Here is a 14132-nt window from a genome sequence, read left to right as displayed (position 1 = left end):
CGCATGTCATTGAACCTGTCGCGCAGCATGGTGACCCGCAAGACGGTCATCGAGACCGAACATGGCGTGGTTGCGGCACAGCACCGGCTGGCCGCGATGGCCGGGGCCGAGGTTCTGGCGGCAGGTGGCGATGCCGTGGACGCGGCGGTGGCCACATCCTTTGTGATCGGTGTGCTGGAGCCCTGGATGAGCGGGCCCGCCGGTGGCGGGGCGATGATGCTTTGGCGGGCGGATGAAGGCCAGGCGCTGGCGCTGAACCATGGCATGCGCGCGCCCGGCGGATTGAACGTGGCCGACTACCCGCTGAGCGGGCAGGGCGCGGCGGGCGATCTGTTTCCGTGGGATCATGTCGAAGGGGACCGCAACGTACAGGGCGCCACCGCCATCGCGGTGCCCGGGGTGGTCGATGGTTTGGGCCAGGCCCATGGCCGCTTTGGCCGGATGCCTTGGGCCGAACTGGTGGCCCCGGCGATCGAGCATGCGCGCCGGGGGTTGCTGGTCGATTGGTTCGCCGCGCTGGTGATTGCATCGTGCACGCGGGAACTGGCCAAGGATGCCGATGCGGCGGCGCTGTTCCTGGAAGACGGGCAATGGCCCACCATCAGCGGCTGGACCGCGCTGGCGGACAAGCGGCTGGACCAGTCGCGCATGGCCGACAGCCTGGACCAGATCGCGCGGCACGGCGCGCGCACGCTCTATGATGGCGATCTGGGCGCGGCGATGGCGGGTGACGTGCAGGCCAAGGGCGGGTGCCTTTCGGTGGACGATCTGCGCGCCTACCGGGCCGAGTTTCACGATCCGCTGAGTTTTGACTATCGCGATGCGCGGTTTCACGTCACCCCGGGGCTGACGGCGGGCCCGACGTTCCGCGATACGTTCGAAGGGTTGCAAGCCTCGTCATTGGGCGAGGCCCCCGGGCCGGACAGCTATGCCGCCATGGCCCGCGCGCTCAAGGCGGCGTATGCCCGGCGGCTCGATACGATGGGCGATACCGGTGAAAGCCCCGAGGCGCCGGGCTGCACCACGCATTTTTCGGTCGTCGACCGGCAGGGCAACATGGTGGCGCAGACGCAGACCCTTCTGTCGATCTTCGGGTCGCGCGTTGTCTCACCCACGACCGGGTTCCTGATGAACAACGGGATCATGTGGTTCGACCCGGTGCAGGGTCGCCCGAATTCGCTCGGGCCGGGTAAGCGTTGCCTGATGAATGTCTGCCCGGTGATCGGTGAACAAGGCGACCGCCGCTTTGCCTTCGGGGCCTCGGGCGGGCGCAAGATCATGGGCGCGGTGGCGCAACTGTCGTCTTTCGTGACCGATTTCGGGATGAGCCTTGGCGACAGTTTCCACCAGCCGCGTATTGATGTGTCCGGCGGGGACCGACTGATCGCCGATGACAGTTTGCCAGCCGAGGTGCTGGAGCGGCTGCGCCTTGAGCACAAGGTGGCCGAAACCCGGCGCACGATCTTCCCCTATGCTTTTGCCTGCCCGGCAGGGGTGATGCGGCGCGGATCGCTCAATTCGGGTTGCACCGAGATCATGTCGCCCTGGGGCGACGCCATTTCCGAAGACATGACAAGGGACAGTTGACAGCATGAGCCGTGACACCGCGATCGAGACGATCACCGCCTATTTCGACAAGGGTAGTTTCCAGGCGGACCTGGCCGGGCTTGTGGCCTTTGAATCCGAAAGCCAGAATCCCGATCAGGCCGCGGAACTGATGCGCTACCTGACCGAGGCGATGGAACCACGGCTGACCGCGATGGGGTTTGCCTGCACGATCCATGCAAACCCCGACCCGCGTGGCGGACCGCTGTTGATCGGTGAGCGGCACGAGGGGGATGATCTGCCCACGATCCTGACCTATGGTCATGGCGATGTGATCCGCGCCCAGACCGATCAATGGCGCGAGGGATTGCACCCTTTCCAACTGGTCGAAGAGGGCGATCGCCTTTACGGGCGCGGTACGGCGGACAACAAGGGCCAGCACCTGATCAATATCGCCGGGCTCGAGGCCGTTCTCGCCACGCGCGGCAAGCTGGGGTTCAATTGCCGCATCGTGATCGAGATGAGCGAAGAGACAGGCTCGGCCGGGCTGCCCGAGTTTTTCACCGAGCACCGCGACCGTCTGACTGCGGATGTGCTGATCGCGTCGGATGGGCCGCGCCTGCAACCCGATGTGCCGACCATGTTCATGGGGTCACGCGGTGGGGTGTCCTTTGACCTGATCGTCGAGATGCGCGAGGGGGCGCATCATTCCGGCAACTGGGGCGGGCTTCTGGCCGATCCGGCGATGATCCTGGCGCAGGCGCTGGCCACCATTACCGACAAGCGTGGCCAGATCCGTATTCCCGAATGGCGCCCCGACAGCCTCACACCGGCGGTGCGCGCCGCGTTGGATGGCCTGCCCATCGACAGCGAGGACGGACCTGCCATCAACGCGGACTGGGGCGAGGAAGACCTGACCCCGGTGGAACGCGCCTATGGCTGGAACAGCTTTGCAATCCTCGCGATGAAAAGCGGTGTGCCCGAAGCCCCGGTGAACGCGATTTCGGCCCATGCGCGCGCCACCTGCCAGTTGCGCTATGTCGTGGGCACCGTTCCCGAGGACATTCTGCCCGCTTTGCGCCGTCACCTGGACAAGCATGGGTTTGACGCGGTTCGCATCGAGCCGCATGATCGCGGCTTTTTCCGCGCCACGCGGCTGGACCCGGACCACCCTTGGGTGACCTTCGTGGCCGACAGCCTGACGCGCAGCGCGGGACAGGCGCCGCATATCCTGCCCAACCTGGCGGGGTCGCTGCCCAATGACAGCTTCACCGATATCCTGGGCCTGCCGACCGTGTGGGTGCCGCATTCCTATCGTGGCTGTTCGCAGCATGCGCCGGATGAGCATGTTCTGAAGCCGGTGTGCCGGGATGCGCTGCGGCTTATGGCGGGCTTGTTCTGGGACCTGGGCGAGGGCGGCACGCCACGGCGCGACGCAGCCTGAGACTTGATCTTCCGGGTCCGGCGTTATCTTCCGGGCCCGGCGTTCGAACGTATCTGACAATGCGCGCAAAGCGCCTGTCAGGCAGATCGCCTTGTCAGACTTTACCCTCGAAATCGCGGTGGACGATCTTCGCGTCGCAATAGGGGCATTCGACAAAGCCCGTTTCGCGCGGAATCTGAAGCCAGACGCGGGGATGGCCGAGTGCGTCCCCTCCGCCGTCGCAGGAGACGCGCCATTGATCGACGATGCGGGTTTCAGGAGCCTTGGTTGTCATCTTGGGCGTGGTCCTTTGTTGCATAGCGGTTCCGGCGGCGAATATGGGCGATAGACGCCGCCGGGGCAAGTGTCGGACATGTTATTCGACGCGGGCCTGAAAGCAATTGTTGGTCGACGAGCGGACATGGACAAAGGCAACCTGATCCGAGTCGAGACGGGCGGCACATTCCGTCTCCAGCCTTTCGGGCGGGACCACGGCGCCTGTGCCATAGAGGATACGCTCGTTCTCTCCATAAGCCCGGATCAGCATGGGATGGTCGCGGAAGATCGGCGGAACGCCGTCGGCCGGGTCGAATGCGCGGCAATCATGCGCGCAGAGAAAGATCGGGCCGGTTTCCGCGTAGGGCTGGCGCGCGCCAAACGGGGAATATGCGAGGATCAGCATTTCGGCGCCCACGGGGATATAGTCAAGGCAATGCCGGCATGGCGCACCGTCGCTGGTGCAGGTCACCCGTTCGGGCGGATTGCCATAGATATCGGGTGTGCCCTGCCGATAGGCGCGGACCGTTTCGGTGGGAATGGGAAGGAAGCGAATTTGCATGACCTGGCCTCTTGCTGGTTGAAGTGACGGGGTCAGGAATGCCCGATCGGTCGGGGGGCGGCGATCCGTTTCATGCGCAAATCGCCGGGTCGGTCATGCGTCTCAATCGGAATAGAGATAATGGATCGACGCGATTTCGAGCGCCTTGCCCCGGTCGATCGCGAGGAAATGGCCAAGCGCCTCGGCATTGGTTTCGGGCGGGTCGGCTTCGCGTATCCGGTCGTGGTTGGGAAAATTGGCATCGCGGATCTGGTCGATCTCGAACTGCATGTCGCCACGGATCGTGGGCAGCAGGCGGTCGAGCGTTTCTTGCGGGGTTTTCTCGCCGGCAAGGCCAACCCGCTTGGCGTGGCCGGTCAGGTATTCGTCGCTGAACACGCACTCGACTTCGAGCATGCGGGTCACTGAGCGGTCGCCGTAGAAATCGTTGAGCAGGTCGATATTGTTGGGGTCGAGGCAGATGATCAGGCGCTCGGTCTCGTAATAGTCGAACAGCATCCGCATCAGCGCCCGGCGGTGGCGGTGGCGTTTGCCCATGGTCGACTGGATTCCGCCCAGATCGGGCAGCGGCGTCGACTCTTCGTTGAAGAGGTATTCGATGCAGGGAATGTTGGTCATCTTGCGAATCCGCTCGACCAGGCGCTTGGCGACGTGCCATTTCTTGCAGACCACGATCAAGAGTTCGCGTTTGCGGCCAAGCGAGCCCTCGCTTTCCCAGAAACGCGGGGCAAAGCGCCGCCCGATCCGGCCGCGCCCGGTGAGGAAGTGGAAGAGCGAGCGACCTTCGTTCGATATCCTGAAATCCCAGCCGCGGGTGGCATAGAGCAGCCCCAGCCGACGTTTGAGTTCCTTTGCCTCGGGGCTGATCTTGCGGGCGAAGAGGAAATCCTGACTGAGCAACAGGTCGTAGTGATCGTTGTAGAAGGTCACCGGCATGCCGTAATCGGTGAACATCAGGAAGGTGAGCGTGCGCGAACGGATTTCCGATTCTGGCACGAGATGGCGCACCAGCGTCTGGAAAAAGGTCTCGTCGGGAATCCAGGTGGTGCGAAAGAACCGCATCACGTCGGGGCGGGATCGGGTGAAGTCGAGCACCCATTCGATGGTGCGTCGCCGCAGGCACCACCATTGCGAGCCGATCATGACCTGAATGTCATCGGGGATCGCGCGGGTCAGGCCGAGACGTTTTTGCAGCTCGAACGCCGCGTAAAAGCGTTTCTTCTGGGTGCGTTCGTTGAACCAGTGGCGATAGATCAGCCGTTCCTCTTTCCAGCCGGTCTTGATCCAGTCGCTTTGGAAATAATCGAAGCTTTCGATGTAGTCGCAATCGTCGCGGTCAAGGAAGTCATGGGCGTATTCTGCCGACTTGATCGCCATGCAGTCGCCCGAGAGCATGTAGAAATGGGTGGCGCGGGGGAACGCCTCGACCGCGGCCTCGATGGCATTGAGCGTCGCCTGAACGAGGCTCCATTCACCCCAGCCGCATTTGATGCGCTTTTTGGCGAAGGTCACGTTGGGGTTCTCGTCGAGTGCCGCGCGGATGTGCGCGTAATATTCGGGGTCGGCACGGGCGTCGAAATGGATCGACATGTAATCGCCCACGGACGTCAGACGCTCGGCCTGCTTGATGATGGCCTCGGGGTCCTTGTGGCATAACAATATGAAGGCGATTCTTGCCATTGCGGGAAACGAACTGCTCCTTATGCCCCGGATTGTTTTTATTGATAGAGGTGAATGGTCCGTGAATAAACCCGGATCAGTGTTGATTTCTCACGTCGGCCCCGAGGAACGGGCCGGGGGAAATCAACATTCCTTTAGCGAATCGGCGGTGGTATAAGGCGGCAAAGAAGAACAAGATACGGCCAAGGAGGCAGAGCATGGGGTTTCCAGGGACCTGGATGACCGAAAGCGAGAGCGTGGTTTACAGGGTGGTGCCGAAATGCGCCTGCTCGACCATCGGGCAGATCATGTATTACTCGGATCACGGCGAATTTTTCGACGGTGACATTCACGACGCGACGCAGGGTCTGCACAAATGGGCGCGCGACGAGAGCCAGCCGTTGATCAATGCCAATGTGAAGACCCATTCCTCCTATGCCTTTACCTGTGTGCGCAATCCTTACACACGCATCCTGTCGTCGTTTTTCGACAAGATTTGCGGCATTCAGCGCAACGGCAAGCGGTATCGCGGCAACCTTGTGCCCTTGATCATCCAGAAATACGGGATCGAGGTGGGCGAGCCCGAGGACGGGTTCGAGTTCGACCAGATCAAGAGCTTTCGCCGGTTCCTTCTGTTCGCGCGCGACACGATCCGCTGGCGTCGGCCGATGGAGCCGGACATCCACTGGAGCGCGATGTCGGGGCATGTCAGCACGTTCATCGTGAATGGCGGGCGCTATGACAAGATCTTCTGGACCGAGACGTTCAACGAGGGAATGCAGGAGGTTCTGGACGCGATCGACACGCCGGTGGAGGTGAAGCTCGACGAGGTGCCGCGGTTCAACGAGAGCGAGGGCCATGGCCCCAAGCGGGTGCATCCGGTCGAGGATTATTTCGACGACCTGTCGATGCACCTGGTCAAGGAAATCTACAACCGCGATTTCAAGCTGTTCAAATACGATTTCGACGATCCGTCGAACAAGATGCCGGTGGGCGAGATCGACCTGGACGAGGTGCATGCCAAGCTGGGGGATTGACCGGGAGGCGGTGGGATGGCGCTCGGTTCTGCCATCGCCCCACCCACCGTCCCGCGGGGTGCGCAGGTTGGGGTGATGGCGATATATTGGGGATAAGTGGTGGATGACCCCTATATCGTGACGAGTGAGCGTTGACTCGATGGGCGTCACCCCGTCACACTGGACCGTTAGAGGGAATCAGATCGTAGGCAGGAGTTCGTGCGTTTTTCCAAGCTCAGACTGACCGGCTTCAAGAGCTTTGTCGATCCGACCGACCTGATCATTTCGGACGGGTTGACGGGTGTGGTCGGCCCGAACGGTTGTGGCAAGTCGAACCTGCTTGAGGCGCTGCGCTGGGTCATGGGCGAGAACCGACCGACAGCGATGCGCGGCGGCGGCATGGAAGACGTGATCTTTGCCGGGGCGGCGACGCGGCCCGCGAGGAATTTTGCAGAAGTTTCGATCCTGATCGACAACAGCGAACGACTGGCCCCGGCGGGGTTCAATGACAGTGATGTGCTGGAGATCGTGCGGCGGATCACCCGCGACGTGGGCAGCGCCTACAAGACCAACGGCAAGGACGTGCGGGCGCGCGATGTGCAGATGCTGTTTGCCGATGCTTCGACCGGGGCGCATTCGCCGGCGCTGGTCCGGCAGGGGCAGATCGCCGAATTGATCAACGCCAAGCCCAAGGCGCGGCGGCGTATCCTTGAGGAAGCGGCGGGAATTTCCGGCCTTTATCAGCGGCGGCACGAAGCCGAGTTGAAGCTCAAAGGGGCCGAGGCGAACCTGACCCGCGTCGATGACGTGATCGAACAATTGGCACAGCAATTACAGCAACTGGCGCGGCAGGCGAAACAGGCGGCGCGCTATCGGGCGATCGGCGAGGAGCTGCGCCGGGCCGAGGGGATGCTGCTTTACCGGCGGTGGAAAGAGGCCGAAGAGGCGCGGTTGAGGACCGAGGGCGAGTTGCGCGAGCGGACCAACGCGGCGGCGCAGGCCGAGGCGGCGGCGCGCAGCGCAGCCAAGGCGCGCGCGGAACGCGAGGAGGCTTTGCCGCCCCTGCGCGAGGAAGAGGCCATCGCGGCGGCGGTGTTGCAGCGGTTGCGGGTCCAGCACGATGCGCTGGGGGATCAGGAGGCGCGCGCGAAAGAGACGATCGAGACGCTGGAGCGGCGGATCGGGCAGTTGAGCGCCGACATGGAGCGCGAGGCGGGGTTGAACCGTGACGCGGGCGAAACGATCGAGCGCCTGGAATGGGAGGCGCGTGAGCTGGACAAGGCCGGGGAGGGCCATGACGTCCGCGTGGAGGAGGCGGCCGAGGCGGCGCGCGAGGCGGCGCAAGTGTTGCAAGCGCGCGAGGGCGATCTGGCGCAATTGACAGAGGATGTGGCACGGCTGGCGGCGCGGCACCAGTCGGCCAACCGGTTTCTCGATGACAGTCGCAAGACGCTGGCCCGCAGCGAGGCCGAGGCCGAAAAGGCGAGAGCGGCGGCGGACGAGGCCGGGGCGGCGCTGACCAAGGCCGAGGCGGATCACGCCGAGGCGGAGCGGGCCGAGGTGGTGGCGCAGGACCAGGCGCAGCAAGCCGACGAGGCCCTGACCGAGGCCGAGGCGGCGCGCGCCGAGACCCAATCACGCGAGGCCGATGCGCGGGCCGAACGCAGCGAGGCCGAGGGCGAGGTCAACGCGCTGCGCGCCGAGGCGACGGCACTGGCCAAGCTGGTCGAGCGGGACACCGCCGAGGGCGGGCAGATCATGGATCGCCTGCAGGTCGAGCAGGGGTTCGAGAAGGCGCTGGGTGCGGCGCTGGCCGATGATCTGCGTGCGCCGGAAGTGGATGGGGACGGGCCGTCGGGTTGGACCCTGATGCCGGGATATGCCGAGGCGCAGCCCCTGCCCGAAGGGGTGGACGCGCTGTCGAACCATGTCAGCGTCCCCGAGGTCCTGGCCCGCCGGATGAGCCAGATCGGCCTTGTCGATGCCGAAGAGGGCGGGCGTTTGCAGGCGCGTTTGAAGCCCGGGCAGCGGCTCGTCAGCCCCGAGGGCGACCTGTGGCGATGGGACGGGTATCGCGCATGGGCCGAGGATGCGCCAAGCGCCGCGGCGCTGCGGTTGCAACAGCTCAACCGACTTGAGACGCTCAAGCAGCAGATGGAGACGGTCACGGCACGGGCGGATGGTGCGCGTGCGGCGCATGAGATGCTGCAAGCGCGGCTGAAGGAGTTGAGCGAGGCCGACAGCCAGGCGCGCGAGGCGCGGCGCGCGGCGGACCGGATGCTGACCGAGGCGGCGCGGGCGTTGAGCCGGGCCGATGCGGATCGCAGCCTTGCCGCGTCGCGGCTCGAATCTGCGGGGCTGGCGGTGGCACGCCACGAGGAAGAGGCGATGTCTGCGCGCAGCCAGTTGGCCGAGGCCGAAAAGGGGCTGGCCGATCTCGGTGATCTCGATGCCGCGCGGGGGCGGGTCGAGGACGTCAAGATGACGGTCGAGGCGGCGCGGATCACGATGATGTCACGCCGTTCGGCGCATGACGAGCTGCGCCGCGAAGGCGAGGCTCGGTTGAAGCGTGCGCAGGAGGTGACGAAGGAAATCAGCGGCTGGAAGCATCGGCTTGAGACCGCGGGCAAGCGGATAGCCGAGTTGGGCGAACGCAAGGCCGCGTCCGAGGCCGAGTTGCAGGAGGCGGTGGCGGCGCCCGATGAGATTGCCGCCAAGCGCGAGGAACTCTCGGGCGAGATCGAGACTGCCGAGATGCGCAAGCGCAAGGCGGCCGATGCGCTGGCCGAGGCCGAGGCAGCGCTGCGCACGGCGGTGACGGGTGAGCGCGACGCCGAACGCGCGGCCAGCGAGGCGCGCGAGGCGCGGGCGCGGGCCGAGGCACGCGCCGATGCGGCCCGTGAAACGGTGACCCATGCCGAGGACCGGATCGGGGAAGAGCAGGAGTGCACACCCGCGACGCTTCTTGAAAGTCTCGGCGCCGATCCCGATTCCATGCCCGCCTCGGAGGTGATCGAGGCGGATGTGGGGCGTCTCAAACGCCAGCGGGATGCGCTGGGCGCGGTCAACCTGCGCGCCGAGGAGGATGCAAGCGAGGTTCAGACCGAGCATGACGAGCTCCTGAAGGAAAAGACCGATCTTGAAGAGGCGATCCGCACCCTGCGCAACGGCATTGCGAGCCTCAACCGCGAGGGGCGGGAACGGCTGCTGACCGCGTTCGAGCAGGTGAACGAGAACTTCTCGCTGCTGTTCCGGCATCTGTTCAGTGGCGGCGAGGCCAATCTGGTGCTGGTCGAGAGCGACGATCCGCTTGAAGCCGGGCTGGAGATCATGTGCCAGCCGCCGGGCAAGAAGCTGTCGACGCTGTCGCTTTTGTCAGGCGGCGAACAGACGCTGACCGCGTTGGCGCTGATCTTTGCGGTGTTCCTGGCCAATCCGGCGCCGATCTGTGTGCTCGACGAGGTCGATGCGCCGCTCGATGATGCCAATGTCACGCGGTTCTGCGACATGCTCGACGAGATGTGCCGCCGGACCGATACCCGGTTCCTGATCATCACCCACCACGCGGTGACGATGGCGCGGATGGATCGGCTCTTTGGCGTGACCATGCAGGAGCAGGGCGTCAGCCAGTTGGTGAGCGTGGACCTCAAGAAGGCCGAGCAGATGGTGGCCTGAGCCGGCAGGCGATTTTCGGCGAAAAATCGGTTGGACGGATTGTGCCCGTTGGTGGTTGCTCACTCGGCGAGGTGGCAGGCGACGCGGGTTGCTCCGAGATTGCGCATCTCGGGGCGCTCGACGCTGCACCGCTCGATGGCGAGCGGACAGCGCGGGTGAAAGGCGCAGCCGGTTGGCGGGTTGATCGCATCGGGAATCTCGCCCTTGGGCGGATCGATCTCGCGGCCGAACCCGTCCATCTTTGGCGCGGCGGCAAAGAGCATCTGCGTATAGGGATGCTTGGGGTCGTCGAACAGCACGTCGCGGGGGGCCTCTTCGACCAGCCGGCCAAGGTAGAGCACGCCGATCCTGTCGGCCATGTGCTGCACCACTGTCAGGTCATGGCTGATGAAGAGATAGGTCAGGCCCAGTTCCTCGCGCAGGTCGGACATCAGGTTGAGAACCTGCGCCTGCACCGACACGTCGAGCGCCGAGGTGGGTTCGTCACAGACGATGATCTTGGGCTCCGAGGCCAGCGCCCGGGCGATGCAGATCCGCTGACGCTGACCGCCCGAGAATTCATGCGGATACTTGCCCGCATCCGCCGCCGAAAGCCCCACCTGTTCGAGGAGTTTCTCGGCCAGCCCGGTGGTGTCGCCGCCCTTGGCCGCGACCGGTTCGGCGATTACGTCGCGCACCCGCCAGCGCGGGTTGAGCGAGGCAAAGGGGTCTTGAAAGATCATCTGGATGTTGGCGCGCACCGCCTCGACCTTGGTCGCGTCGGTTTCCGTGGCCAGATCGACATCTTCGACCTGCACGCTGCCTTCGCTGGGCGCGACCAGGCCGACCATGATCTTGCCGATGGTGGATTTGCCCGAGCCGCTTTCGCCGACCAGCGCGTAAACGCTGTTTTCCTCGATCTCGAAGCTGACATCCGACACGGCGGTCAGAAGGGCGCGGGGCAGACGTTCGATCACCCGGTTGAGCCAGGGTTTCGAAACGTCGAAAACGCGGGTCAGATGTTCGACCTTGATGATCGCACTCATGCCTGTGCTTCCTCTTTCGTGTCGGCGCCGATCGGGAACCAGCACGCGGCGCGCCCGTCGCAGCGGTCAAGCGTTGGCCCGGGCTCTTGTCGGCACTGATCCTGGGCATGGTCACAGCGCGGATGGAACGCACAGCCCGTGGGCAGCGCACCAAGGCGCGGCATCGCGCCGGGGATCTGGCGCAGGCGCTTGCGGCCCTGGCTGGCCAGCGGTGTCGAGGCCATGAGCCCGGCGGTATAGGGGTGGCGCGCATTGGTCAGAACCTCGCGCACCGCGCCCAGTTCGGCCAGCCGCCCGGCATACATCACCGCCACGCGGTCGGCGGCCTCGGCGATGACGCCCATGTCATGCGTGACCAGCATCACCGCCACGCCCCGATCACGGCAGAGCCGCTTGAGCAGGGCCATGATCTGGGCCTGAACCGACACGTCGAGCGCAGTGGTCGGTTCGTCCGCGATGATCAGATCAGGCTCGGCACAAAGCGCCAGAGCGATGACCACGCGTTGCCGCATGCCGCCGGAAAACTCGTGCGGATAGCTGTTGATGCGCGCACTTGCGGCGGGAATGCCCACCTCTTCGAGCGCTGCGATGGCGCGCTTGCGGGCCTGTGTCTGGCTGATGTCGAGATGTTCGAGAATGGTCTCGCTCAACTGGTCGCCAATGGTCAGCAGCGGGTTGAGCGAGGTCAGGGGGTCCTGGAAGATCATGCCCATCTTCTTGCCGCGCAGGCGGCGCAGCGCACTACGCTCGAGGTTGTGAATGGGCTGGCCCGAAAGAAGGATTTCGCCCGAGGTGATCCGCGCGGGCGGGTCCAGAAGGCCGATCACCGCGTTGCCGGTCATGGATTTGCCCGCGCCGGATTCGCCCACCACACCAAGGATTTCACCGGCCTCAATGTCATAGCTTACATCGTCCACCGGGCGCAGGAGGCCGTGGCGCGTGGGGATTTCGACAACGAGGTTGCGAACGGAAAGAACGGGTGTGTCGGTCATCTCAGCCTCGGGTTCAGGGCATCGCGGAGCCAATCGCCCAGAAGGTTGATCGAAAGTGCCAGCGCCAGAAGGGTGGCGGCGGGGAAGAGCAGAATCCACCATTCGCCCGAGAACATGAATTCCTGCCCGATGCGGATGAGCGTGCCGAGCGACGGCTTGGTCGGTGGTGCCCCGACGCCGAGGAAGGAAAGCGTGGCCTCGGCGATGATCGCCAGCGCGAGGCTGATGGTGGCGATGACCAGCACCGGGTTGAGCACATTGGGCAGGATATGGCGCAGCATGATCGAGAATGGCGTGCGCCCGATGAGGCGTGCGGCCTGGATGTATTCCTTGTTCTTCTCGACAAGGGTTGCACCGCGCACCACCCGGGCGAACTGCACCCAATCCGACAGGCCAATGGCAAGGATCAGCACCCAGATCGCCATCTCGTTGCGGTATTCGGGCGGGGTGATGCCCTTGGCGATGCCGAAGATCAGCATCGCGACGAGGATCGCCGGAAAGGTCAGCTGCACATCCGCGATGCGCATGATGATGGTCTCGGTCCAGCCGCCGACATAGCCCGCCAGCAAGCCCAGCGTGACGCCCAGCACCATGGCCAGCAGCACAGCCGAGAACCCGACGAAAAGCGAGATACGCATGCCGTAAAGGATGGTCGAGAACACGTCACGCCCCTGATCGTCGGTGCCCAGCAGGAACAACTCGCCGGTAAAGGCGTTGGCCTGTCCCGGCGGGGTAAAGCCGTTCATCAGGTTGAGCGTGGCCGGGTCGAACGGATCGTGTGGTGCGATCAGTGGTGCGAGCACGGCACCAAGGATCAGCAGTGTGACCACGAAAAACGATGCCATTGCCACCGGCGCGTGACGGAAGGACCACGCCAGGTCGCTCTCCCATGCGCGGCGCAGGCGCGAGGGTGGGGCCGGGGACGGGGCGGTGATGGGGGTGGTGTCGGCCATGTCAGTGCCCTCCTGCCGTGCGATCGGCGCGCAGCCGCGGGTCGATCGCGAAATAGAGCATGTCGACGATCAGGTTGATGCCGACGAACATCACCGAGATCATCATCAGGTAAGCCGCCATGACGGGTATATCCACGAACTGGATCGCGTTGATGAACAAGAGCCCGACACCGGGCCATTGGAACACCGTTTCGGTGATGATCGCGAAGGCGATGATGCTGCCCAGTTGCAGGCCGGTGATGGTGATCACCGGCACCAGCGTGTTCTTGAGCGCGTGGCGGAAGTTGACCGATTTCTCGCGGATGCCCCGCGCGCGGGCAAAGCGGATGTAATCCATGCGCAGCACTTCGAGCATCTCGGTGCGCACCAGCCGCATGATCAGTGTCATCTGGTAAAGCCCCAGCGTGATCGCGGGCAGGATCAGCGCCTTGAGCCCGCTGGTCGTGAGGAACCCGGTGGTCCAGTTGCCGATGCGCGTGACCTCGCCGCGCCCGAAACTGGGCAGCCAGCCCAGTTCGACCGAGAACAGGTAGATCAGCAGGATACCGATCAGGAAGGTCGGCAGAGAGACCCCGATGAGCGAGGCGGTCATGATGATATTCGCCGACACGCCGCGCCGTCGGATCGCGGTGAAAATCCCCAGCGCAATCCCCCCGAAAAGCGCCATCAGTCCCGAAACGAAGGCCAGTTCAAGCGTTGCGGGCAGACGTTCGACGAGGATTTCGGCCACCGGGCGGCCCTGTCGGTAACTCAGCCCGAAATTGCCCTGTGCCGCCTGTTCGAGAAAGCGCCAGTATTGCACCACGAAGGGCTGATCGAGGCCCAGCGTCTCGCGCAGCCGTTCGATATCGGCCTGGGTCCGTTCCTGGCCCAGCATGTTGTCGACCGGGTCGCCGACGAAGCTGAACATGGAAAACGCCACCAGCCCGACCACGAGCAGCACAAGCGCCGACTGGAACACGCGTCGAATGATATAGGCAAGCATCGAAGGCTCCGTTCAATGCAG

General features: G+C 64.4%; 11 protein-coding genes. 4 read left to right on the top strand and 7 right to left on the bottom strand.

The features are described from left to right. The first annotated feature begins 3 nt into the window (after positions 1-3). Positions 4-1587, top strand: coding sequence for a gamma-glutamyltransferase (locus tag FLO80_RS14115; protein ID WP_111364489.1), 1584 nt, complete (start codon positions 4-6; stop codon positions 1585-1587). 4 nt (positions 1588-1591) lie between these two features. Continuing rightward, a complete protein-coding gene (locus tag FLO80_RS14110) occupies positions 1592-2989 on the top strand; it encodes a M20 family metallopeptidase (RefSeq protein ID WP_111364491.1) in 1398 nt (465 codons plus the stop codon). A gap of 94 nt (positions 2990-3083) precedes the next feature. Here FLO80_RS14110 and FLO80_RS14105 read toward each other — a convergent pair whose 3' ends face one another. The 3 genes from FLO80_RS14105 to FLO80_RS14095 form a co-directional block, all read right to left on the bottom strand. Further along, positions 3084-3263, bottom strand: coding sequence for a zinc-finger domain-containing protein (locus FLO80_RS14105; protein ID WP_111364493.1), 180 nt, complete (start codon positions 3261-3263; stop codon positions 3084-3086). An 81-nt stretch (positions 3264-3344) separates the two neighbouring features. Continuing rightward, positions 3345-3806: a DUF1203 domain-containing protein gene (locus FLO80_RS14100; protein WP_111364495.1), complete on the bottom strand. Its 462-nt coding sequence runs from the start codon at positions 3804-3806 to the stop codon at positions 3345-3347. A 102-nt stretch (positions 3807-3908) separates the two neighbouring features. Beyond that, on the bottom strand, positions 3909-5486 hold the full coding sequence (locus FLO80_RS14095) for a DUF5928 domain-containing protein (RefSeq protein ID WP_111364497.1): 1578 nt from the start codon (positions 5484-5486) through the stop codon (positions 3909-3911). 197 nt (positions 5487-5683) lie between these two features. Here FLO80_RS14095 and FLO80_RS14090 point away from each other — a divergent pair, with 197 nt between their 5' ends. Together FLO80_RS14090 and smc are read left to right on the top strand one after the other, a co-directional pair. Continuing rightward, positions 5684-6502: a sulfotransferase family protein gene (locus tag FLO80_RS14090; protein ID WP_111364499.1), complete on the top strand. Its 819-nt coding sequence runs from the start codon at positions 5684-5686 to the stop codon at positions 6500-6502. 198 nt (positions 6503-6700) lie between these two features. Continuing rightward, the gene (smc, locus tag FLO80_RS14085) at positions 6701-10156 is read left to right on the top strand and encodes a chromosome segregation protein SMC (protein ID WP_111364501.1); all 3456 of its coding nucleotides are present in this window, start codon (positions 6701-6703) and stop codon (positions 10154-10156) included. Between the two features lie 59 nt (positions 10157-10215). Here the strand turns inward: smc and FLO80_RS14080 are convergent, their stop codons facing one another. Genes FLO80_RS14080 through FLO80_RS14065 form a run of 4 tightly spaced genes read right to left on the bottom strand, consistent with a single transcriptional unit; the run spans position 10216 to position 14111 of the window. Beyond that, positions 10216-11181, bottom strand: coding sequence for an ABC transporter ATP-binding protein (locus FLO80_RS14080; protein ID WP_111364503.1), 966 nt, complete (start codon positions 11179-11181; stop codon positions 10216-10218). Then, positions 11178-12173: an ABC transporter ATP-binding protein gene (locus FLO80_RS14075; protein ID WP_111364505.1), complete on the bottom strand. Its 996-nt coding sequence runs from the start codon at positions 12171-12173 to the stop codon at positions 11178-11180. The genes FLO80_RS14080 and FLO80_RS14075 overlap by 4 nt, the downstream gene beginning before the upstream one ends. After that, positions 12170-13126 carry an ABC transporter permease gene (locus FLO80_RS14070; RefSeq protein WP_111364507.1) on the bottom strand — a complete coding sequence of 319 codons (957 nt, stop codon included), beginning with the start codon at positions 13124-13126 and terminating at the stop codon, positions 12170-12172. The genes FLO80_RS14075 and FLO80_RS14070 overlap by 4 nt, the downstream gene beginning before the upstream one ends. A gap of 1 nt (position 13127) precedes the next feature. Continuing rightward, positions 13128-14111: an ABC transporter permease gene (locus FLO80_RS14065; protein ID WP_111364509.1), complete on the bottom strand. Its 984-nt coding sequence runs from the start codon at positions 14109-14111 to the stop codon at positions 13128-13130. Positions 14112-14132 lie beyond the last annotated feature (21 nt).

The organism is Aquicoccus porphyridii, from assembly GCF_008369105.1.
GTDB classification, from domain to species: Bacteria; Pseudomonadota; Alphaproteobacteria; order Rhodobacterales; family Rhodobacteraceae; genus Aquicoccus; species Aquicoccus porphyridii.
This window is presented reverse-complemented; position numbering and strand designations above follow the sequence as displayed.